We start from the raw sequence: 20,438 nt of genomic DNA, 5'->3' as shown, positions 1-20,438 counted from the left end.
AGGGACAGGCATGTCGATAGAGTGGGGCCTTAACACGCCGGGATCAAGCAGCCCATTCGGCCAAATTGGCCTCCTGCCCGACCAGCGCCAGCCCATGGGCGATGGACGTCAATTCTCCGCCGGTTGCAATATGGTCTTTCCCGAAGCGCCGGTCGAAAATGCGCCGGATCGCCGGGATCAGGGACGTGCCGCCGGTCAGGAACACCCGGTCGATGGTATCGGGCGCCACGCCCGCCTTGTCGAGCGCCTTGTCCACCGTGGCTTCGATCCGGGCGATGTCGGGCGCGATCCACCCCTCGAAATCGGCGCGCGTCACCTGCTTTTCGATGGTGAGCCCGCCGCCTTCGAAGCGGAAGGTCGCGCTCTCCGCCTCCGACAGCCGCCGTTTCAAAGACCCCACCGCATCGTAGAGCGGATAGCCCAGTTCCTTCTCGATCACCGTGATCATCCGCCCGATGGCGTCGGGATCATGGGCCGCCTTCTGCAAGCGCGCCAGTTCGTCCATGGTCCGCCGGTTGCGCATCAGCGCCAGCCGCGACCAGTCGGCAAAATCGGCAAAATAGCTGCGCGGAATCTCCAGTTCCTTGCCGAAGCTGTGATAGCTGCCGCCCTTGCCCAGCATCGGCAGCACCAGATGATCGACGATTCGATAGTCGAAGCGGTCCCCGGCCAGGCCGATGCCCGCCGAGCCGAGCGGCACGCAACGCCGCGCCGCGCCCGGCGCCTCGACCCGGACGATGGAAAAGTCGCTGGTGCCCCCGCCAAAGTCCGCCACCAATATCGTCGCCGCTTCGGTCAGGCGGCTGGCATAGCTGAACGCGGCGCCCAGCGGTTCGTAGACATAGTGAATCTCGTCCCCGAACCCTGCGAACATGGCGTCATAGCGCCGCCGGGCGAGCGCCTCGTCGGGCCGCGATCCGGCATATTCCACCGGCCGCCCGACCACGATCCGCTCCGGCCGCCGGTCCAGCGCGCCGCCCGCATGGCCGACCATGCGGGAGAGGAACATTTGCCCCAGTTCCTCGAAGCGGAAGCGCTTCTCGAACACATTCGCGCTTTCGAAGACCGGGCTGGCCGCCACCGACTTGAAGCTTTGCAGGAAGCGGCTGTCCTCCGGAAATTCCAGATATTCCGCTATCGCCCATGGTCCCGCCTCATGCGCCATGCCGCCCTTCACGCCGCTGTCATGCCAGAAGCAGAGCGCGGAGCGGAACACCGCGCCGGTTGCTTCCTTGCCGGCAAATTCCACCAGTTCCGACCCGACCCCGCCAGCGAGCGCGGCCACGCTGTTGGTCGTGCCGAAATCAAGGCCCAGGGCGCGGGTTGTCATAGGAATCTCCGGGGAAGGGTCGGCGCCTATGACAGCGCAATGAACCGATCACAAGTCATTCCCGCCTGCGCGGGAACGACGATGTTCAGGCGAAGGCCTCAGCCTTCCTCAACAATTGATAGGCCTCGATCACTCCCTGCAACAAAGCCTCATGGCTCCGGTCGCCGCCATTATGATCGGGATGAAAGCGCCGCAGCAATTCGGTGTAGCGCTGCCGCAGCGCCCTTCGGTCGGCGTCGATCGGCAACCCCATCACCTCCAGCGCCCGCCGGTCGTCCCGCGACAGGAATTTCCCGTCCTGCCGCGTCTGGTTGTCGGCCCGCGCCTTCGCCATCCGCTCCCTGAACTTGGCGCCGATGGCGTCCAACGGGTCCTGAAAGTCCGACCATCTGGGCGGCGGGCTGGCGGCGTTGGACGAAAAGGCCCGCGTTTCCCGCTCCCACCCCGCATAGGGGCGCTGGGCGGCGGCGATCTCCTCCGGGCTCATGCCGGTGAAGAAATTATAGCCCTGGTTGAATTCCCGCACATGGTCGAGGCACAGCCAGCGCCAGCGTGGGCCTTCCTGGTTCGGCCGGCCTCCTTCCAGGGGCGGCGCGCGAAATTCCCCCGGTTCCTCGCAGCCGGGCACCGCGCAGGGGCGGTCGCTTTCCACGCGGCCGTGGAAACGGTTGAAACGCCGGGTCGAGAAGGGATCGCTAGCCAAGATTGTCCTGATGCAACGGGGAATAAAGGGCCTATATAGGGGCGATGACCGAGATTCTAAAAGGCCCTGTCGCCACCGAAATCGAAGCCCGGCTGCAGGCCGCCCTCAGCCCCGAACGGCTCGCCGTGATCGATGACAGCGAGAAGCATCGCGGCCATGCCGGGCATGACGGATCGGGGGAGAGCCACTTCACCGTGGAGATCGTCTCCGGCCGCTTCACGGGCCAGAACCGCGTCGCTCGCCAGCGGATGGTCAATGCCGCGCTGGCCGACCTGCTGCGCGAAAAGGTCCATGCCCTGGCGATAAAGGCTCGCGCGCCGGGCGAATGACACCATAGCGCCTGTTCGAACGTTGTGCCGCCGTCGAAGGAGGCGCGCATCATGGCCTATGATTTCTGGTACTGGTCCACCATAGCCGGGCGCGGCGAGTTCGTGCGGCTGACGATGGAGGCGTGCGGCATCGCCTATCGCGACCGCGCCCGCACCGACGGCGACGAAGCGCTGATGGCGGACATGGAGCGTCACGACGCCGGTCCCGCCTTCGCCCCGCCCTATCTGGTGACGGACGGCCGCACCGTGGCGCAGACCGCCAACATCCTGTTCTATCTGGCCGAACGCCATGAATGCGGCCCCACCGGCCTCAAGCCGCGCTATTGGCTCGCCCAGGTGCAGCTCACCATCATGGATATGGTGGCGGAGGCGCATGACGTCCACCATCCGGTCGGCGCCCATCTCTATTATGAGAATCAGAAGGCGGAGGCCCTGCGCGCCGCCCAAGGGTTTCGCGCCGGCCGCATCCCCAAATTCCTGACCTATTTCGAACATGCCCTGAGCGCGGAGACGGGCGACTGGCTGGCAGGCCGAAGCTGGAGCTATGCCGATCTCTCGCTCTTCCACCTGATCGCGGGATTGCGCTACGCCTTTCCGCTGCGCATGGCGACGCTGACGCCATCCTTCCCGCGCCTTGCCGATCTGCATGACCGGGTTGCGGCGCTGCCCGAATTGCAGGACTATCTGGCAAGCGAACGGCGCCTGCCGTTCACCGACGAAGATGTCTTCCGCCACTATCCCGAACTGGACGCAGCATGACCCCGCCCGAACCGATCATCCAGAACGATCCGATCATCCAGACGATCACGCCCACCACCCATGACCTGGGCGATTTCCGCGTCCATCGTTCCCTGCCGGTGAAGGATCGCACCATGGTCGGCCCCTTCATCTTCTTCGACCAGGCCGGTCCCGCCCGGATCGAACCGGGGCAGGGCGTGGACGTGCGCCCCCACCCGCACATCAACCTCGCCACCGTCACCTATATGTATGAAGGCAGCTTCCTCCACCGCGATTCCCTGGGCACGGAGCAGTTGATCGAGCCGGGCGCGGTCAACCTGATGACCGCTGGCAAGGGCATCGTCCACAGCGAGCGGTCGCCGGACGAGGACCGGGCAAAGCTGTCGAAACTGTCCGCCATCCAGACCTGGCTCGCGCTTCCCGACCGTTATGAGGAGATGGACCCGGCCTTCGAGCATGTCGGTGAAGGCGGCCTGCCCGTCATCGATGGCGCTGGGGTGCGGGCGCGCGTGATCATGGGCAGCCTGTGGGGCGCAACCTCACCGGTCACCACCTATGCGAACACCATCTATGCCGACATCCAGCTCTCGCCCGGCGGTTCGGTCCCGATCGATGCGGATGCGGAGGAGCGGGCGATCTATGTCTCCGGCGGCGACGCGGCGCTGGACGGGGTGATGCTCCAGCCGCAGACGCTCTACGTCCTGCGGCCCGGCATCAGGGCGACGTTGATGAGCGTGGACGGCGGCCGCGTCATACTTTGCGGGGGAGAGGCGTTCCGGACGCCTCGCCATGTCTGGTGGAATTTCGTGTCATCCTCCACCGACCGCCTGATGCAGGCCCGCGAGGATTGGGAAGCCATGCGCTTTCCCCTGATCCCTGGCGACGACCGGGAATTCATCCCGATCCCCCAGGGACGGCCGAAGACGGTGAGCTATCCGTGATTTTTTGAGATCGTCATCCCCGCGAAGGCGGGGATCCATCTCCCATAAGTCGTCCCAGGCGGCACGTTCAGGAGATGGGTTCCCGCCTGCGCAGGAACGACGAACGGATCACTGCACGAAAGTCAGCGACAGATTCTCGGCATTTTTCGGAATGTCGATCCGGCTTTCGTTGATCGACGCTTCCTCACCCGGTTTCAGGCTGGTCCGGTCCGCCTTGGTGGTCCAGCTGAACACCAGCCGGTTCTGCCTGTCGCGCAGTTGCACCAGCACGGGGGGCACCGGCAGCACCTGCTTGCCGCTGTTCACGATCCGCGCTCCAAAGGCGAAATATTCCTCCCCGGTCGGCAGCTTGCGCCGCTCGGCAGGCTTGGAAAGATAGAAGAGCAGGTCCGGGTCGCCTTCCTCGGGCACCAGGCCCAGATTGACCGCCCAGCCAGGCGTTCCGAAATACCAGAGCGCCCCGCCGGCCGCGCCGATCGCCAGGCAAAAGGCGAGCGCCGCATAGGTCCATATCTTCAGCCGGTTGCGCCGGGGCTTCGCCGCTACCGGCGCGGGTTCGGCCCAATCGTCGCGCGCATCCGCTTCGGCGCGCCCGTAAATATCGTCGAACCGATAGTCCGGCCTTGCCGTTTCCGGGGGTGCGGCTTGTGTGACGGGTTCGGGCTCCACGGGCGCTGCGATGGGCTCCACCGCTGGCGGGGCGGACTCCTCAACCGGAGGCGGCGGTGGGGGCGCCGCCGGGGGGGGCGGTGGAGGCGGAGGCGATGGCGCCGCGACTTCGGGCACGCCTGCCGTCGCCAATGCTTCCTCTCGCGGGGCGAGCGCGGCGCCTTCCTGGAACCAGCTATGTTTGCAGGCGGCGCAGCGAACCTGGCGGCCGTTCGGGCCGACGGCGCTGTCCGGCACGATATAGCGCGTGGCGCAATTGGGACACACCAGGATCATGACGCTTCATAGGCATGAGTTGGATTCGAGGGCAAGCGGCTTCAAACATGCCCGTCCACCCGGGCGCGACTCGCGGACTCAGGCCGGATGGGCTTTACGGCCGCCCGTCCGCTGTGCCATGGCTAGGCCATCGGGGAAGCAGGGAGCGCGCGGGCGCTGAAATAGACGCATGTCGGCCATCGTACAGTTCGAAAATGTCGGCCTGCGCTATGGTCTGGATAGCGAGACGCTGTCCGACGTCAGCTTCTCCCTGGCGAGCGGCGGCTTCTATTTCCTGACCGGCGCGTCGGGCGCGGGCAAGACATCGCTGCTGAAGCTCCTCTACCTCGCCCAGCGGCCCAGCCGCGGCGTCATCCGCCTGTTCGGGGAGGATGTCGTGACACTGCCCCGCAAGCGCCTGCCGGGGTTCCGCCGGCGCATCGGGGTGGTGTTCCAGGACTTCCGGCTGGTCCCGCATCTGTCGGTCTATGACAATATCGCCCTGCCGCTGCGGGTCGCGGGCATGGAGGAGAGCGAGATCGACCTGCCCGTCAGCGAGATGCTGAACTGGGTGGGGCTGGGCGATCGCGGCCAGGCCCGCCCCGCCACCCTGTCGGGCGGGGAACAGCAGCGCGTCGCCATCGCCCGCGCCGTCATCGGCCGCCCGGAAATACTGGTGGCGGACGAGCCGACCGGCAATGTCGACGCCGACATGGCCCGCCGCCTCATGACCCTGTTCGAAGCGCTCAACCGGCTGGGCACCACCATCGTCGTCGCCACCCACGACCTGCCGCTGATCGCGCAGGTGGGCAGCGCGCAGATGATGAAGCTGGACAAGGGCCGTCTGTCCGATCCGACCGGATCGCTGCGCTACCCGCCCCGACCCCAGGCGGCCGGTTGATGGCGTCCCCCGGCACCATGGGCAATCGCCGCGCCGCCGCCGCCGCGCGCCACCGGCTGCTGCCGGAGGGGCGGGTGGCCGGCCCCATGCCCTGGATCATCGCCATCATTATGTTCCTGACGGTCCTGTCGGCCGCCGCCGGCCTGGGCCTGGGCGCGGCGGTGAAGGCGATGGGCGCCGACCTTGCCGGGCGCGCGACGGTGCAGATCGTGGAAGCCAATGCCGAACAGCGCGAGCGCCTCAGCGCCGCCATAGCCGCCGCACTGCGCAAGGACGCGACCGTCCGCGCCGTTCGTCCGGTCCCGTCCGCCGCGCTGGCGGAGCAGATCCGTCCCTGGCTTGGGCAGGATGCGGCCAGCGGCGACCTGCCGATACCGGCGCTGATCGACATCGAACTCACGCCGGGCCAGACGGACGCAAAGGTCGAGCGGCTCCGCCGACAGCTCCATGCCCTCTCGCCAAAGGCCCGCATCGAACCCCATGCCGCCTTCCTCGCGCCGCTCGCGGATCTGCTTTCCGCGCTTGGCTGGCTGGCCGCGGGCATCATCGTGCTGATGACGCTGGCGACCGGCGCGGTGGTCGTCCTTGCCGCCCGCGCCGCGCATGACAGCCATCGCGGCACCATCGACGTGCTGCACCTGATGGGTGCGACCGACGTGCAGATCGCCCGGCTGTTCCAGCGGCGCATCGGCCTCGACGCGCTGTTCGGGGGCGCGCTCGGCTTTGCCTGCGCATTGCTGGTGATCCTGCTGCTGGGCGCGCGGCTGCTGGCGACGGGATCGGAGCTGCTGAGCGGCGTCCAGCTGCCGTGGACAAGCTGGGCCGCGCTGGCCGCGATACCCATGGGTTGCGTGCTGCTGGCGCGGATCGCGGCGCGCTGGACGGTGCTGCGGTCGTTGGGGCGGCTGCTGTGATCGTCCGCTTCATCGCCGTCACCCTGTTGGGATGGATGCTGGGCTTCGCCTGGTTCGCGATCTTCCTGCCCCAGCCGCTGGACGGTCGCCAGACCGACGCGATCGTCGTGCTGACCGGCGGGGCCGGGCGTATCGACCGCGGCCTTTCCCTGCTTCAGGACGGCGCGGCCAAGCGGATGCTGATCTCAGGCGTCGACCGCTCGGTCCGCCCGGCGGAGCTGGCCGCGCAATATAAGGCGCCTGAACGCCTCTTCTCCTGTTGCATCACGCTTGGCCGCGAAGCCATCGACACCCGGTCCAACGCCATAGAGACAGCGCACTGGCTGGAACGGCGGGATTTCAAGATGGTGCGCCTCATCACCACCGACTGGCACATGCGGCGTTCCGCGCTCGAACTGCGGCAGGCCTTGCCCGAACGGGTCACGCTGGTCTACGACGCCGTGCCCAGCCGCCCCAGCCTCACCATGCTGGCGCGTGAATATAATAAATATCTGCTGCGCCGGGCGGCGGCGCTTATTGGTATCTGAACGGTTCAACCGGACATGCTGACCGCGCTGCGATCCCTCGCCTTCATGTCGATCTTCTATCCGGGATCGCTGCTGTTCGTCCTTGCGGCCATGGCGGTCAATCTGGTCGCGCCCCGCTCCATTCCCCGCGTCGCCACCGCGTGGAGCCGCTTCCATCGGGGCTGCGCGCGCTGGCTGCTGGGGCAGAAGGTCCGGGTCGAGGGAAGGCTGGAGAACGGTCCCTATCTCTACATCCTCAAGCATGAATCGATGTTCGAGACGATCGACCTGCTCTGCCTGCTGGATCGTCCCGCTATCGCCGCCAAGCGCGAGCTGTTCGACATTCCGCTCTGGGGCGGCATCGCCCGCCGCTATGGCCTGATCCCCATCGAACGCAGCGCCGGGGCGAGCGCGCTGCGCGCCCTGCGCGCCGCCGCCAAGGCCGCCACGGCGGAGGGCCGCGCCATCTGCCTCTTCCCCGAAGGCACCCGCGTTCCTCATGGCGAAAGCCCGGCCTTGCGCGCCGGTTTCGCCGGGCTCTACGTGCTGCTGGGCCTGCCGGTCGTGCCCATCGCGGTCGACAGCGGCCGCGTCTCGCCCCGCGGCAGGTTCATGAAGCGCAGCGGCACGATCACTTACAAGGTGGGCGAGATCGTTCCGCCCGGCCTGGATCGACGGGAAGCGGAAGCTCGCGTCCATGCGGCCATCAATGCGCTGAACGAGCCTTTATAAGCCGATATGCTGCTGCGAAGGCAGGCGTACGCCGCTATTCAATGTGAACGCCCGAAGTCGGGCTTGGGATCGTCCTGCCCCTGTTCGATGATCGACCGCCGGATCGCCCGCGTGCGGGTGAACAGGTTGAACAGCGCATCCCCGTCATTCCAGCGGATCGCCCGCTGCAAGGCCGACAGATCCTCCGAAAAGCGCTGGAGCATCTCCAGCACCGCATCCTTGTTCGCCAGGAACACGTCGCGCCACATGGTCGGATCGGACGCGGCGATGCGGGTGAAGTCGCGGAAGCCGCCGGCGGAATATTTGATGACTTCCGACTGGGTCACATCCTCCAGATCGCTGGCCGTGCCGACGATGGTATAGGCGATAAGGTGCGGCAGATGGCTGGTCACCGCCAGCACCAGATCGTGATGCGCCGGGTCCATCGTCTCGACATCCGCGCCGACGCGCCGCCACAGCTCCGACACGCGCTCGACCGCCGCCGGATCGGCGTCGGCGGGCGGCGTCACGATGCACCAGCGGCCCCGGAACAGGGAGGCGAAGCCCGCTTCCGGCCCGCTATTCTCCGTGCCCGCGACGGGATGGGCGGGAATGACCGTGCGCCCCGGCAAGGCAATGTTCAACTGCGCCAGCACATCGGCCTTGCAGGAGCCGACATCGCTGATGATCGCCTCCGCAGGCAGATCGTCGGCAATCTCCGCCGCCGCCGCGCCCATGGCCCGCACCGGCACGCACAGCACGACCAGGTCGGCATCCGTCACCGAAGCGCCCGCCGTATCGGTCACGTCGTCGCACAGATCGATGACCCGCGCGATCTCCCGCACGCCGGCATCGGCATCATGGCCCGTCACGCGAACAGTCGGCATGGCTTCGCGGATCGCCCGCGCCAGCGAGGAGCCGATCAGGCCCAGTCCAATGATCGTGACGCGCGAGAATGGCAGCATCAGGCGGCTTCCGCCATGGCGCGCAGCTTGGCCGCGACCTTGCGCATCTGATCCTCGGTGCCGATGGTGATGCGCAGTCCGTTGGGCAGACCCTGCCCCGGCAGCCAGCGGGTGGCGAAGCCTTCGTCCCACAGGCCCTTCATCGCCGCCTCGGCCGTCAGCCGGCCGTCGAACAGGATGAGCAGGAAATTCGCCTTGCTCGGCACGGCGCGCAGCCCATGGTTGGACAGCGCGGCGATCTCGCCCGCCAGCCATTCGCGCCATTTCCGGTTATGTGTCCGGCTCGCCTCGACCCAGGCGGCGTCCTCGATCGCCGCTACCGCAGCGGCCTGCCCGGCCGTCGTCACGTTGAACGGCGCGCGGATGCGGTGCAGCACGTCGATCACCTCGGCGCTGGCATAGCCCCAGCCGATCCGCTCGGCGGCAAGCCCGTAAATCTTCGAAAATGTCCGGGTCACGAACATATTGGCGGCATTCTTCGCCAGTTCCAGCCCGCCATCATCCTCGTCCGCGTCCAGATATTCGGCATAGGCCTGATCCAGCACGAACAATATGTCGGGCCGCAGACCGGCATGCAGCCGCGCAATCTCTTCCCGCGACGTCATGGTGCCGGTCGGGTTGTTGGGGTTGGCGAGGAAGACGACCTTGGTCTTCTCCGTCACCGCCGCGAGCAGCGCATCCACATCGGTCGCGTAATCGGCGTCCGGCGCGATGACCGGCGTCGCCCCCACGCGCCGCGCCGCGATGTCGTACACAGAAAAGCCGTAGCGGACGTAGAGCACCTCGTCCCCCGGCCCGGCATAGGCGCTCGCCGCGATGTGCAGCAATTCGTCCGACCCGGTGCCGTAGATCACCCGCGCCGGGTCCAGCCCATGCGCCGCCGCGATCGCCTCGCGCAGCCTGGCTGCGCCGGGATCGGGATAGGTCGCCAGATCCGCCGTTGCCGCCACCAGAGCGGCCCGCGCCGCTTCCCCGGTGCCCAGCGGATTTTCATTGGCGGACAGCTTCACCAGCGGTCGCCCGTCATCGGCGGCCGACTTGCCGGGAACATAGGGCGAAATGCCGAGGATCCAGTCTTTGGGGGCAGGCTTTGTCATGCGCCGCGCTTTAGCGTCATCGAAGCGAAACGCAAAGCGCTTGGATGCGGGCGTCCGCTTCTCACACCACGGGGGTCAGCAGGGGCTCGCCCGCCGCCCAGGCATCCAGATTGGCCAGCACCAGATCGGCCATCGCCTTGCGCGTCTCGACGGTCGCGCTGCCCTGATGCGGTTGCAGCACCACATGATCCATCGCCAACAGCGCTTCCGGCACATGCGGCTCGTTCGCGAACACGTCGAGACCCGCGCCCGCGATCCGTCTTTCCCCCAGCGCCGCCACCAGCGCGTCCTCATCGATCACGCTGCCCCGGCTGATGTTGATGATCACGCCCTCGGGGCCCAGCGCATCCAGCATCGCCGCATCGACCAGCCCGCGCGCCTCCGGCCCGCCGGAGGTCGCGACAATGACGACATCGCTCTGCCGCGCGAAATCCAGCGCATCGGCCACATAGCGACAGGTCGTATCCGCCACCGCCCGCCGGCTGTGGTAGATAATCTCCCCCGCCACCGGCTCCAGCCGCCGGGCGATGGCGCGCCCGATCCGGCCCAGTCCCAAAATCCCGATCCGCTTGCCCGTCACGCGCCCGCACAGCGGCGGCTTCACGCCCCGCGCCCAATCCCCGGCCCGCACCATCCGGTCATTGGCCGCGATATTGCGCACCGTCGCATAGAGCAGCCCCACCGCCAGGTCGGCCACGTCATCGGTCAGCACGTCCGGCGTATTGGTGACGCGGATGCCCTTTGCCCGTGCATGATCGACATCGACCTTGTCATAGCCAACCGAAAACAGCCCGATCATCTCCAGCTTCGGCAAGGCGTCCATGATCGCCGCGGAGGCGCCGACCGATCCGAAGGATACCAGCGCTCGCGCCTCCCGCGCTTCGGGCGGCAGCGCATCCGGATCGGCATCCGCCGCAAGGGCGTGAACCGCAAAGCGCCGTGCCAGCCCGTCGTCCAGATAGGGATAGAGCGGGCCATAGGTGAGGATAGGGATGGAAGAATGGTCGGTCATGCCCGTCATCTAGGCGACGGAAGGGCCGATTGACAGAGCCCGGCCCCGGTCCTAGCCCGAACCGATATGGCCAGCGCGTCCTTTCCCGATGACACCCGTTTCGGCCTGCGCCGGCAGGCGCGGCTGCCCGGCCCGCTGCGGCTGGACAGCGGAGCCGCGCTGGGGCCGGTGGACATCGCCTATGAAACCTACGGGCGGATGAACGCGGACCGTTCCAACGTCATCCTCATCTGCCACGCGCTGACCGGCGACCAATATGTCGCTTCGGACCATCCCGTCACCGGCAAGCCCGGTTGGTGGTGGCGGCTGGTGGGGGAGGGGAAGCCGGTCGACCCCGCCCGTCATTTCATCGTCTGCGCCAATGTCATCGGCAGTTGCATGGGCTCCAGCGGGCCTGCCAGCCTGGACCCCGCGACCGGCGATCCCCATGCGATGCGCTTTCCGGTGATCACCATCGCCGACATGGTCCGCGCCCAGGCGATGCTGCTCGATCATCTGGGCGTGGACCGGCTTCATGCCGTGATCGGCGGTTCCATGGGCGGGATGCAGGCGCTGATCTGGCCCACCCTTTATCCGGAACGCGTCGAAAGCTGCGTCGTCATCGCCTCCACGGCGCGACACAGCGCCCAGAACATCGCCTTCCACGAAGTCGGGCGGCAGGCGATCATGGCCGACCCCAACTGGCGCGGCGGCGATTATTATGCGGACGGCGCGATCCCCAGCGCGGGCCTGGCGGTGGCGCGCATGGCCGCGCACATCACCTATCTTTCCGAAGCGGGCCTCACGGAGAAATTCGGGCGTCGTCTTCAGGGGCGCCCGGAAAACCCGAATGGGTCCAAGACCTTCGGCTTCGACGCCGATTTCCAGGTGGAATCTTATCTGCGCCACCAGGGGCTGAGCTTCGTCGAGCGGTTCGACGCCAACAGCTATCTCTACATCACCCGCGCCATGGACTATTATGACATTGCGGAGGATCATGGCGGCAGCCTTGCCAAGGCCTTTACGGCATCCAGGGCGCGTTTCTGCCTCGTCAGCTTCGACACGGACTGGCTCTATCCCACGGCGGAATCCCGCCTGATCGTCCACGCGCTCAATGCCGGCGGCGCGCAGGCGAGCTTCGTCGAACTCTCCAGCCCGTTCGGCCATGACGCCTTCCTGCTGGAATGCCCGGAACTGAACCGGGTGGTGGACGGCTTCCTGAAGGGCGGCCGCGCATGAGCCTGCGTCCCGACCTCGCCCTGATTGCCCGTACCGTGACCCCCGGCGCGCGGGTGCTGGACGTGGGCTGCGGCGACGGCGCGCTGATGGCGGCGCTGCGCGACACCAAACGGGTCGACGCGCGCGGCCTTGAAATCGACCCGCACAATGTCGCCGCCGCCGTTGGCCGGGGACTTTCGGTGGTGCAGGGGGACGCCGACACCGACCTTGTCACTTATCCCGAAGCCAGTTTCGACTATGCGATCTTGAGCCAGACGCTCCAGACCACCCGACGCCCGGACCGCGTGGTGGAGGAACTGCTGCGCATTGGCCGTCAGGCCTTCGTATCCTTCCCCAATTTCGCCCATTGGCGCGGGCGGCTGTCGCTGTTCTGGGGCGGGCGCATGCCGGTGACGCGCCTGCTGCCCGACACATGGTACGATACGCTCAACATCCACCATGTCACGGTCGACGATTTCCGCGCCCTGGTGAAGGATCGCGGCTGGACCATAGACGGCCAATGGTTCCTGAAGGGCGACCGGGAAACCACCCATGCGAACGCCAATCTGTTCGCGGAACATGCGGTGTTCCTGCTGCGGCGGTGAGCGGGAGGGGTGGAATCAGGACATTCCCCCTCCCGCAGGCGGGAGGGGGCTAGGGGGTGGGCTGGCGCGACATCAGCGTGAGTTTTCAACGGCTAAGCTGGAAGCTCGCTGCGCTCGCACCCACCCCTAACCCCTCCCGCCTGCGGGAGGGGAATGTCTCGAATTGGCCAAATTCGGCCGTACCCCGTTCAACGCTCCTTGGTCGCGCTGAACTTGACCTTGGGGTGCCGCTCCTGCTGATAGCCGATGTCCCAGGCGCTCTTCGCCATGAAGACGAGGTTGCCGTCGCGATCCTTGGCCATATTGGCGCCGTTGAACGACACCAGGTCCCTGATCGCGGCGTCGTCCCCCGAAATCCATCGCGCCGTGTCGAAGGGCGAAGCCTCCAGCCCGGCCGCGACCTTATATTCCGCCTCCAGCCGGGAGATCAGCACGTCGAGCTGCAACTGCCCGACCACGCCGACGATCCAGTTCGACCCGATTTCCGGATAGAAGACCTGGATCACGCCCTCTTCGGACAGGTCATCCAGCGCCTTGCGGAGCTGCTTCGTCTTGGTCGGGTCCTTCAGCACGACGCGCCGCAGGATTTCAGGCGCGAAGTTCGGCAGGCCGGTGAAGCGGACCCCGGCCTTCTCGCTCAGCGTATCGCCGACGCGCAGCGTCCCATGGTTGGGAATGCCGATGATGTCGCCCGGAAAGGCCTCGTCCGCAATCTCGCGGTCCTGCGCGAAGAAGAGGATCGGGGAATGCACGGCGATCGGCTTGCCGCTGCCGCTTGGCGTCAGCTTCATGCCCCGCCGGAACTTGCCCGAACAGAGCCGCATGAAGGCGATTCGGTCGCGATGCTGCGGGTCCATATTGGCCTGGACCTTGAAGATGAAGCCGGTGACTTCGCTATTCTCCGGCTCGACGGGCGCGGGCTCGGCGGGCTGGGCACGCGGCGGCGGCGCATGGGCGGCCAGCGCGTCGATCAGTTCGGTCACGCCGAACAGCTTGAGCGCCGACCCGAAATAGACCGGCGTCAGGTCGCCATGGCGATAGGCGGCAAGGTCGAAATCGGCATAGCCGCCCACCGCCAGTTCCGCCTCCTCCCGCAGCCGCGCCAGCCCCTGTCCGGACAGATGCCCGGCCAGAGCATCATCGTCGATGCCGGAGAAGGAGGCTTCCTTCCCTTCAAATTCCTTGCTCGCGCCCGAAGGCTGGCGCAGGCGGTTCCGGGCGAAGTCGTAAATCCCCTCGAACTCGCCGCCCATGCCGACCGGCCAGCTCATCGGGCACACGTCCAGCGCCAGCGCGTCCGCCACTTCATCCAGCAGGGCGAAGGCGTCGCGCCCTTCACGATCCACCTTGTTGACGAAGGTGATGATGGGGACGTTGCGCAGCCGGCACACCTCGAACAGCTTGCGCGTCTGCGGCTCGATGCCCTTCGCGGCGTCGATCACCATCACGGCCGAGTCCACCGCCGTCAGCGTGCGATAGGTGTCCTCGGAAAAATCCTCGTGCCCCGGCGTGTCGAGCAGGTTGAACGTCACCCCGTCGCGTTCGAAGGTCATGACGGAGCTGGTCACGGAAATGCCGCGCTGCTGCTCGATCTTCATCCAGTCGGACCGCGCGCGCCGGTTCGCCCCGCGCGCCTTGACCTCCCCCGCCAGATGGATCGCGCCGCCTTCCAGCAGCAGCTTTTCGGTCAGCGTGGTCTTGCCTGCGTCGGGGTGCGAGATGATGGCGAAGGTACGGCGGGAAGGAATGCTCATGGGCGGCCCATATAGCGATTCTTTGCCGCCGCGCCAGTAAGGCCGTTTTTGGAAGGCAACTCGAATTCAGCCGCCCACCACCGTCACGTCCAACCGGAAGGCCCGTTCCTTCCCCGGCGCCAGCCGCATGATCCCCTGCTTCTCCCAAACGTCTCCGGTAAAACCCACCGGATCGGCCATCCCCGCCCAGGGTTCCACGCAAAGATAATGCGCGCCCGGCTTTTGCCACAGTCCCAGCCAAGGCGTATCGGGAAAATCGATCCTCAGCCCCTTGCTGCCGGGCACGCCCCAGAACAGGCTGCGGCTCTCCAGCCGGTCCCAGACCAGCGCGTCGCCCTCAAACATCGCATGGGTGGGCGCCAGCACCTGGCCATCCACGGGCGAAGCAATGCTTTCCCGCGCGATCAGGCCCGGCTCGTCCCCCACCTTGCGGATCGGCGCGGGTTCCGCCTTCTCGAACAGCACCCGGTGATCCTCCGCCGCCCCGCCATAGGGCAGCGGCCATGCAAAGGCAGGATGATAGCCGAAGGAGAAGGGCAGGTCGCCCTCGCCGCTATTGGCCACCGTCGCCTTCATCCGCAGCGCCGCTCCCTCGACCGCGAAGCGCATGTCCAGCCGGAAGTCGAAGGGATAGACCGCCCGCGTCTCCGCATCCGCCTCCAGCCGGAAGGTCACGGCCTCACCGCTCCGCTCCACCAGCGCGAAAGCCCTGCGCCGCGCAAAGCCATGCTGCGGCATCGCGTAATCCCGCCCCTCGAAGCGATAGGCATCCCCGCGCGATCGCCCGACAAAGGGGAAGAGCAACGGCGCGTGTCCCGTCCACCAGCGCGGGTCCGCATCGGTCATCAATTCGCGCCCCTGCCGGTCCTTCACCGACCAGAGCTCCGCCCCCAGCGGGTTGACGACGGCGCTCAGATCGCCTGAATCGATGGTGATGAATGCGTGCGCCATATGCTGCAATCTCCCTTGCCGTCCGGCATAGAGCGATTTCCCGGCGACCGGAACCGACCGCCGGTCAGGAAATCGCGGAAAAGAAAGAGTCCGGAGCGGCCAGGCCGGCGCGGAACCACGCCCAGTCTCAAGGGGTTGAAGAAGCAGCAGGGAGAAATCGGATGAAATGGATCGGCGTGGCTGCGCTGTTGCTCTGTTCGACGGGCGCTCTGGCGCAGGAACAGGAGAAGAAGGACGACACGTTGAAGAAGGCGGGCACCATCGCGACCCAGCCCGCGCGGGATGTCGGCATCGACAAGGACAAGATTCCCGATGTGCTCCAGCAGGCGGTCGAAGACCCCTATAAGCGCCCGCCCTTGCGGAGCTGCAAGGCGCTCAAGACCTCGCTCGACGAACTCAACGCGGTGCTTGGCCCCGACTTCACCGTGGGGCAGAAGGCGAATGAGAACCGCACCGGCAAGATAGCCGAAGCGGTCGGCAAGACGATCGTCAATTCGATCATCCCCTTTCGCGGCCTGGTGCGGGAGATCAGCGGCGCCGCCCCTGCCGAGCGTCGTCTGGAAGCCGCGGTCACCGCCGGCATAGCCCGGCGCGGCTATTTGCGCGGCCTGGCCGACGCCAAGGGTTGCAAGATCATGAGTCCGCCGCCGACGGCGCAGGAAAAGGCCGACGAGCCGAAAAAATAAGCCATAGCGCGAAGACCGCCTCCGCCAGCACCGCCACGATGTCCGCCTGAATCACCGTCGCGTCGGCCAGGTCCGGCGCGATCAGCGCCATCAGGCGCGCCACCGCCTGTACCGAGCCGCCGAACATCAGCGCCGCGCCCAATGCGCGGGGAAACCGCCGCGAGCGGAAAGCCAGCAGACCGATCAGCAGCAGATACAGCCCCAGGAAGATGCGTGCGACGTGCTGAACCTGATCCCGCAGCAGCAGCGTCAGTTCCACGAGCGAATAGGTCTGCGCCATGCCGATGCCCGGATGCGGCGCCCCGTCCAGCAGGATGAGCGGCGCGATGGAGAGAAGGCTGCCTGCCCCCAGCGTCGCAATGCCGATGACGGAAAGCAAAGCCGCCATCCGCGCAACATGCCTCCCGCCCGGCGCGAACAGCGCATAAAGCAGTACGGTCGCCCCCAGCATGGCGCAGGCCATCGCCAGATCGGTCGCCTCCGCCGCGCGATAGGCCCAGGGAAAGTCCTTTATGTTCCGCGCCGTTTCCCGCCCGGAACCGGGCACGACCAGAGCGGCGCGGATCATGGCCTCACCCACGCCGCGCGCCGCCATGCCGCCGAGAAGGAAGAGACCGGCAAGCCGCGCTTTCCCCTCGATCCCGGCGAACAGCCTCATCCCCGCAGAGTGCCGCCCAGCTTTTCCGCCGCCTTCACCACGGCCGCGCTGATCGCGTCCAGCTCTTCCTGGGAAAAGCTCTTGTCGCCGGGTTGCAGCGTGATCTCGACGGCAAGGCTCTTCTTGCCCTCATCCACGCCGGGGCCGACGAAGACGTCGAACAGCCGCGCGTCAACGATCGCTTTCTTGTCCGCGTTCCTGACCGCACGGACCAGTGCGTCGGCTTCGACAGCCTCATCGACGAGGAACGCGAAATCGCGTTTCACCGCCTGCAAGGCCGGCGGCGCATAGGGCGGGCGCATGAAGCCGCTGGCCCGTCGGGCGGGGATCGCGTCGAGGAAGATCTCGCCCGCGACCACCGCGCCGGTCAGCCCGAACTGCCTGGCGAGGCTGGGATGCAGCACGCCGAACTCCGCCAGAACCGTTTTCGGCCCCAGCCGCAACGTGCCCGACTGGCCCGGATGATAGGCGCCCGACGCCTCGCCGAAGCTCTGGAGATTGGCGACGGGCGCGCCCGCGGCGGTGAGCAGCGCGATCGCCTCGCCCTTGGCGTCGAAGGCGGAGAAGGGCTGCGCCTTCCCGGTCTGCCAGCCCCGCGCCACCTTCTCGCCCGCCAGCACGAAGCCGACGGTCGGCCGCTCCTTGTCCGCCAGATAGCGGCGGCCCAGCTCGAACAACCGCACCGAAGCCGCGCCGCGGTCCACATTCCGCCGCGTGGCCGAAAGCAGGCCGGGCAGCAGGGAAGGACGCATGACCTTCAGATCCTCCGAAATCGGGTTGGCGAGGGTCCATGCCCCGCCGCCGACCGCGGCGGCCTCCTTCTCCGAAATGAAGGACCAGTTGACCGCTTCGGCCAGCCCACGCGCCGCCGCCGTCCGGCGCACGCGCCGTTCGATGGCCTGTTCCGGCGTGGCGGTCGGCTTGGCGACGCCGGGGGCGCGGGGCAGGGGGGTGGAGGGCACCTGATCCAGCCCGACGATGCGCACCACCTCCTCGACGATGTCGGGCCAGCCGTCGACATCACGCCGCCAGCTCGGCACCGTCACGGTCCATGTGGCAGGGGTCGTGACCGGCACGCCGTCCTGATATTCGAAGGTGGCGTCATTGCCTTCCACCTCGAATCCCAGGCTTTCAAGAATGCGTTTCTGCTCCGAATCCGCGACGTCGACGCCGGCAAGCGCCAGGCATTGCGCCGGATCGTAGGTCACGGTCTTCACGGCCAGCGGCGGACTGCCGGCGCGCGTCGCCTCGCTGGCGCTGCCGCCGCACAGATGCGTCACCAGATAGGTCGCTATCGACAGGCCGTCGTCCAGGAAGGCCGGGTCCACCCCACGCTCGAACCGTCCGCGCGCGTCGCTGGTCAGCCCCAGCTTCTGCCCCGTCACCGCGATCCGTTCCGGCGTGAAATAGGCGCATTCGATCAGCACGTCGGTCGTGGTTTCCGTGGCGCCCGAATGCTCGCCGCCCATGATGCCGCCAATGTCGTGCACCGCTTCGTCGTCGGCGATCACGGTCATGCTCTCATCGACCGTGTAGGTCTTGCCGTTCAGCGCCAGCACCTGCTCGCCCGGCCTGCCGCGCCGCGCCACCAGCCCGCCCTTCAGCGTCGCCATGTCATAGACGTGCAGCGGCCGGCCCAGATCGATCATGATGTAATTGGTGATGTCGACCAGCGTGCTGATCGGCTTCTGCCCGATGGCCTTCAACTGCTTCGCCATCCATTCGGGCGAACTGCCGTTCTTCACGCCGCGCACCGTCCGGGCGAAGAAGGCGGGGCAGCCCTCCGCATCCTCGATCCGCACGTCCGGCCCGGGCCCCGCCGCCTCGATCGTCGGCACGATCAGCGCGTTCAGCGTGCCCAGCCCCGCCGCCGCCAGGTCGCGCGCGATGCCGCGCACGCCCATGCAGTCCTGCCGGTTGGGCGTGATCGACACGTCGATGACCGGATCGTCCAGCCCCGCCCATTCCGCATAGACCCGTCCCACCGGCGCATCGGCGCTGAGTTCGATGATCCCGTCATGATCCTCGCCCAGTTCCAGCTCCCGGAACGAGCACATCATGCCGTTGGATTCGACGCCGCGAATGGCGGTCTTTTTCAGCACCATGCCGTTGACCGGCACCACCGCGCCCTCGGTCCCGAACACGCCGACCAGCCCGGCGCGTGCATTGGGAGCGCCGCAGACCACCTGCAACGGGCCGTCGCCCGCATCCACGGTCAGCACCTGCAGCTTGTCCGCCTGCGGATGACGCTCCGCCGTCAGCACCTTCGCAATGCGGAAGGCGCCCAGCTTCTCCGCCGGATTCTCCACGCCCTCGACCTCAAGACCGATGTTCGTCAGCCCCTTGAGGATCGTCGGCAGGTCCGCATCGCTATTAAGATGCGTCTTGAGCCAGCTCAGCGTGAACTTCATGCGCCCACTCCCCCGCTCAAAGTGGGCACATCCAGCGCCGAAAAGCCATAATGTTTCAGCCAGCGCAGATCGCCGTCGAAGAAAGCGCGCAAGTCGTTCATCCCATATTTCAGCATGGCGAGCCGGTCGACGCCCGTCCCGAAGGCAAAGCCCTGCCATTCATCCGGATCGAGCCCGCAGGCCTCGATCACCCGCCGGTTCACCATGCCGCTGCCCAGCACCTCCAGCCAGCCGCCACCCGGCGCGTCGCCGTCGCCCCCGATCACCCGCTGGCCGTTCACCAGCGTATATCCGACGTCGACCTCCACCGAAGGTTCGGTGAAGGGGAAATAGCTGGGCCGCAGGCGCAGGACGATGTCGTCGCGCTCGAAAAAGGCCTTCAGGAAAGTCTCCAGCGTCCATTTGAGATGACCGAGCGTGATGCCCTTGTCGATCACCAGCCCCTCGATCTGATGGAACATCGGCGTATGCGTCGCGTCGCTGTCCGACCGATAGACGCGGCCCGGCGCGATGATGCGGATCGGCGGTTCGCCGTTCATCATGGTCCGGATCTGCACTGGGGAGGTGTGGGTGCGCAGCAGCATCTTCTTCCCGTCCCCATTCCCATCGGTGGTGTCGGGGAAGTAGAAAGTGTCGTGCATCGCCCGCGCCGGATGCGTCTCCGGAATGTTGAGCGCGGTGAAATTATGCCAGTCGTCCTCGATTTCCGGCCCCGTCGCCACGGAGAAGCCCAGATCGGCGAAAATCTCCGCCAGTTCGTCCATCACCTGGCTGACCGGATGCACGGACCCCTGTGGACCGGTGTCGGCGGGCAGGGTCATGTCGATCTTCTCGGCCGCGAGCTTCGCATCGAGCGCCGCCTGCTCCAGCGCCGCTTTCCTTTCCGCCAGCGCCGCCGTCACGCTCTCCCGCAAATCCTGGATCGGGGGGCCTTTCTCCAGCCGCTCCTCCGGACTCATCGGGCCCAGCGTCTTGAGCAACCCCGTCACCACGCCATTCTTGCCCAAGGCGCCGACCCGCAGCGCCTCCAGCGCGTCGAGCGTGTCGGCGGCGGCAATATCCGCGATCAGGCCGGCTTTCAGATTGGCAATCTCAGTCATCGAAC

General features: G+C 66.9%; 21 protein-coding genes. 10 read left to right on the top strand and 11 right to left on the bottom strand.

Translation table 11 applies throughout. From position 1 onward, the window contains the following. Window positions 1-43: 43 nt before the first annotated feature. Together LDB29_RS16570 and LDB29_RS16565 are read right to left on the bottom strand one after the other, a co-directional pair. On the bottom strand, window positions 44-1,330 hold the full coding sequence (locus LDB29_RS16570) for an Hsp70 family protein (RefSeq protein WP_193666689.1): 1,287 nt from the start codon (window positions 1,328-1,330) through the stop codon (window positions 44-46). Window positions 1,331-1,415: 85 nt separating this feature from the next. Further along, the gene (locus LDB29_RS16565; RefSeq protein ID WP_193666688.1) at window positions 1,416-2,033 is read right to left on the bottom strand and encodes a J domain-containing protein; all 618 of its coding nucleotides are present in this window, start codon (window positions 2,031-2,033) and stop codon (window positions 1,416-1,418) included. Between the two features lie 44 nt (window positions 2,034-2,077). Between LDB29_RS16565 and LDB29_RS16560 the strand changes: the two genes are divergently transcribed. The 3 genes from LDB29_RS16560 to LDB29_RS16550 are packed head-to-tail and all read left to right on the top strand — an operon-like array spanning window position 2,078 to window position 4,041. Then, on the top strand, window positions 2,078-2,362 hold the full coding sequence (locus tag LDB29_RS16560) for a BolA family transcriptional regulator (RefSeq protein WP_044661165.1): 285 nt from the start codon (window positions 2,078-2,080) through the stop codon (window positions 2,360-2,362). A gap of 51 nt (window positions 2,363-2,413) precedes the next feature. Continuing rightward, complete coding sequence (locus LDB29_RS16555; protein ID WP_044662973.1) at window positions 2,414-3,121, top strand: glutathione S-transferase; 708 nt, start codon at window positions 2,414-2,416, stop codon at window positions 3,119-3,121. Continuing rightward, window positions 3,118-4,041 carry a pirin family protein gene (locus LDB29_RS16550; RefSeq protein ID WP_193666687.1) on the top strand — a complete coding sequence of 308 codons (924 nt, stop codon included), beginning with the start codon at window positions 3,118-3,120 and terminating at the stop codon, window positions 4,039-4,041. The genes LDB29_RS16555 and LDB29_RS16550 overlap by 4 nt, the downstream gene beginning before the upstream one ends. 108 nt (window positions 4,042-4,149) lie before the next feature. On the opposite strand, the gene LDB29_RS16545 is transcribed toward LDB29_RS16550, so the two are convergent. Beyond that, the gene (locus LDB29_RS16545) at window positions 4,150-4,986 is read right to left on the bottom strand and encodes an MJ0042-type zinc finger domain-containing protein (protein ID WP_193666686.1); all 837 of its coding nucleotides are present in this window, start codon (window positions 4,984-4,986) and stop codon (window positions 4,150-4,152) included. Window positions 4,987-5,155: 169 nt separating this feature from the next. Here LDB29_RS16545 and ftsE point away from each other — a divergent pair, with 169 nt between their 5' ends. The 4 genes from ftsE to LDB29_RS16525 are packed head-to-tail and all read left to right on the top strand — an operon-like array spanning window position 5,156 to window position 8,018. Beyond that, entirely contained in the window at window positions 5,156-5,866 is a 711-nt protein-coding gene (gene ftsE, locus LDB29_RS16540) for a cell division ATP-binding protein FtsE (RefSeq protein WP_044661168.1), read from the top strand. Beyond that, window positions 5,866-6,780, top strand: a complete 915-nt coding sequence (locus tag LDB29_RS16535) for an ABC transporter permease (RefSeq protein ID WP_193666685.1) — start codon at window positions 5,866-5,868, stop codon at window positions 6,778-6,780. The genes ftsE and LDB29_RS16535 overlap by 1 nt, the downstream gene beginning before the upstream one ends. Next, a complete protein-coding gene (locus LDB29_RS16530; protein WP_257554830.1) occupies window positions 6,777-7,307 on the top strand; it encodes a YdcF family protein in 531 nt (176 codons plus the stop codon). Before LDB29_RS16535 ends, LDB29_RS16530 begins: the two co-directional genes overlap by 4 nt. Window positions 7,308-7,322: 15 nt before the next feature. Next, window positions 7,323-8,018: a 1-acyl-sn-glycerol-3-phosphate acyltransferase gene (locus tag LDB29_RS16525; RefSeq protein WP_099186445.1), complete on the top strand. Its 696-nt coding sequence runs from the start codon at window positions 7,323-7,325 to the stop codon at window positions 8,016-8,018. Window positions 8,019-8,056: 38 nt separating this feature from the next. Here the strand turns inward: LDB29_RS16525 and LDB29_RS16520 are convergent, their stop codons facing one another. The 3 genes from LDB29_RS16520 to LDB29_RS16510 all read right to left on the bottom strand — a co-directional run bounded on the left by LDB29_RS16520 (window position 8,057) and on the right by LDB29_RS16510 (window position 11,080). Beyond that, a complete protein-coding gene (locus tag LDB29_RS16520; RefSeq protein WP_193666684.1) occupies window positions 8,057-8,962 on the bottom strand; it encodes a prephenate/arogenate dehydrogenase family protein in 906 nt (301 codons plus the stop codon). Beyond that, window positions 8,962-10,059 (bottom strand): histidinol-phosphate transaminase, encoded by a 1,098-nt coding sequence (hisC, locus tag LDB29_RS16515; RefSeq protein ID WP_048577880.1) that lies wholly within the window; start codon window positions 10,057-10,059, stop codon window positions 8,962-8,964. Before hisC ends, LDB29_RS16520 begins: the two co-directional genes overlap by 1 nt. A gap of 61 nt (window positions 10,060-10,120) precedes the next feature. Next, window positions 10,121-11,080 carry a 2-hydroxyacid dehydrogenase gene (locus tag LDB29_RS16510; RefSeq protein WP_193666683.1) on the bottom strand — a complete coding sequence of 320 codons (960 nt, stop codon included), beginning with the start codon at window positions 11,078-11,080 and terminating at the stop codon, window positions 10,121-10,123. 57 nt (window positions 11,081-11,137) lie between these two features. Between LDB29_RS16510 and LDB29_RS16505 the strand changes: the two genes are divergently transcribed. Further along, entirely contained in the window at window positions 11,138-12,289 is a 1,152-nt protein-coding gene (locus LDB29_RS16505) for a homoserine O-acetyltransferase (RefSeq protein WP_044661175.1), read from the top strand. After that, window positions 12,286-12,873, top strand: a complete 588-nt coding sequence (gene metW, locus LDB29_RS16500; RefSeq protein ID WP_044661176.1) for a methionine biosynthesis protein MetW — start codon at window positions 12,286-12,288, stop codon at window positions 12,871-12,873. The genes LDB29_RS16505 and metW overlap by 4 nt, the downstream gene beginning before the upstream one ends. Window positions 12,874-13,061: 188 nt before the next feature. Here metW and LDB29_RS16495 read toward each other — a convergent pair whose 3' ends face one another. Next, window positions 13,062-14,627, bottom strand: coding sequence for a peptide chain release factor 3 (locus tag LDB29_RS16495; protein WP_025548226.1), 1,566 nt, complete (start codon window positions 14,625-14,627; stop codon window positions 13,062-13,064). A gap of 66 nt (window positions 14,628-14,693) precedes the next feature. Next, the gene (locus LDB29_RS16490; protein ID WP_193666682.1) at window positions 14,694-15,578 is read right to left on the bottom strand and encodes an aldose 1-epimerase family protein; all 885 of its coding nucleotides are present in this window, start codon (window positions 15,576-15,578) and stop codon (window positions 14,694-14,696) included. A gap of 161 nt (window positions 15,579-15,739) precedes the next feature. On the opposite strand from LDB29_RS16490, the gene LDB29_RS16485 reads away from it, so the two are divergent. After that, window positions 15,740-16,264, top strand: a complete 525-nt coding sequence (locus tag LDB29_RS16485; protein WP_025548227.1) for a hypothetical protein — start codon at window positions 15,740-15,742, stop codon at window positions 16,262-16,264. Here LDB29_RS16485 and LDB29_RS16480 read toward each other — a convergent pair. From LDB29_RS16480 to pheS, 3 genes are read right to left on the bottom strand one after another with little or no spacing between them, the layout of a single operon-like run. After that, on the bottom strand, window positions 16,212-16,922 hold the full coding sequence (locus LDB29_RS16480; protein ID WP_025548228.1) for a DUF4386 domain-containing protein: 711 nt from the start codon (window positions 16,920-16,922) through the stop codon (window positions 16,212-16,214). The genes LDB29_RS16485 and LDB29_RS16480 overlap by 53 nt on opposite strands. Continuing rightward, a complete protein-coding gene (gene pheT / locus LDB29_RS16475; RefSeq protein ID WP_193666681.1) occupies window positions 16,919-19,333 on the bottom strand; it encodes a phenylalanine--tRNA ligase subunit beta in 2,415 nt (804 codons plus the stop codon). The genes LDB29_RS16480 and pheT overlap by 4 nt, the downstream gene beginning before the upstream one ends. Continuing rightward, window positions 19,330-20,433 carry a phenylalanine--tRNA ligase subunit alpha gene (gene pheS, locus LDB29_RS16470; protein ID WP_025548230.1) on the bottom strand — a complete coding sequence of 368 codons (1,104 nt, stop codon included), beginning with the start codon at window positions 20,431-20,433 and terminating at the stop codon, window positions 19,330-19,332. The genes pheT and pheS overlap by 4 nt, the downstream gene beginning before the upstream one ends. Between the last annotated feature and the right edge of the window lie 5 nt (window positions 20,434-20,438).

The sequence above is a fragment of the Sphingobium sp. CFD-2 genome, assembly GCF_024611135.1.
GTDB classification, from domain to species: Bacteria; Pseudomonadota; Alphaproteobacteria; order Sphingomonadales; family Sphingomonadaceae; genus Sphingobium; species Sphingobium fuliginis.
This window is presented reverse-complemented; position numbering and strand designations above follow the sequence as displayed.

Coding starts and splice junctions, on each gene's coding strand:
- LDB29_RS16480 (WP_025548228.1), bottom strand. CDS start 16,922: ATGAGGCTGTTCGCCGGGATCGAGGGGAAAGCGCGGCTTGCCGGTCTC.
- LDB29_RS16485 (WP_025548227.1), top strand. CDS start 15,740: ATGAAATGGATCGGCGTGGCTGCGCTGTTGCTCTGTTCGACGGGCGCT.
- LDB29_RS16510 (WP_193666683.1), bottom strand. CDS start 11,080: ATGACGGGCATGACCGACCATTCTTCCATCCCTATCCTCACCTATGGC.
- LDB29_RS16495 (WP_025548226.1), bottom strand. CDS start 14,627: ATGAGCATTCCTTCCCGCCGTACCTTCGCCATCATCTCGCACCCCGAC.
- LDB29_RS16555 (WP_044662973.1), top strand. CDS start 2,414: ATGGCCTATGATTTCTGGTACTGGTCCACCATAGCCGGGCGCGGCGAG.
- LDB29_RS16570 (WP_193666689.1), bottom strand. CDS start 1,330: ATGACAACCCGCGCCCTGGGCCTTGATTTCGGCACGACCAACAGCGTG.
- metW (WP_044661176.1), top strand. CDS start 12,286: ATGAGCCTGCGTCCCGACCTCGCCCTGATTGCCCGTACCGTGACCCCC.
- hisC (WP_048577880.1), bottom strand. CDS start 10,059: ATGACAAAGCCTGCCCCCAAAGACTGGATCCTCGGCATTTCGCCCTAT.
- LDB29_RS16545 (WP_193666686.1), bottom strand. CDS start 4,986: ATGATCCTGGTGTGTCCCAATTGCGCCACGCGCTATATCGTGCCGGAC.
- LDB29_RS16560 (WP_044661165.1), top strand. CDS start 2,078: ATGACCGAGATTCTAAAAGGCCCTGTCGCCACCGAAATCGAAGCCCGG.
- LDB29_RS16505 (WP_044661175.1), top strand. CDS start 11,138: ATGGCCAGCGCGTCCTTTCCCGATGACACCCGTTTCGGCCTGCGCCGG.
- pheS (WP_025548230.1), bottom strand. CDS start 20,433: ATGACTGAGATTGCCAATCTGAAAGCCGGCCTGATCGCGGATATTGCC.
- LDB29_RS16490 (WP_193666682.1), bottom strand. CDS start 15,578: ATGGCGCACGCATTCATCACCATCGATTCAGGCGATCTGAGCGCCGTC.
- ftsE (WP_044661168.1), top strand. CDS start 5,156: ATGTCGGCCATCGTACAGTTCGAAAATGTCGGCCTGCGCTATGGTCTG.
- LDB29_RS16520 (WP_193666684.1), bottom strand. CDS start 8,962: ATGCTGCCATTCTCGCGCGTCACGATCATTGGACTGGGCCTGATCGGC.
- LDB29_RS16550 (WP_193666687.1), top strand. CDS start 3,118: ATGACCCCGCCCGAACCGATCATCCAGAACGATCCGATCATCCAGACG.
- LDB29_RS16535 (WP_193666685.1), top strand. CDS start 5,866: ATGGCGTCCCCCGGCACCATGGGCAATCGCCGCGCCGCCGCCGCCGCG.
- LDB29_RS16525 (WP_099186445.1), top strand. CDS start 7,323: ATGCTGACCGCGCTGCGATCCCTCGCCTTCATGTCGATCTTCTATCCG.
- pheT (WP_193666681.1), bottom strand. CDS start 19,333: ATGAAGTTCACGCTGAGCTGGCTCAAGACGCATCTTAATAGCGATGCG.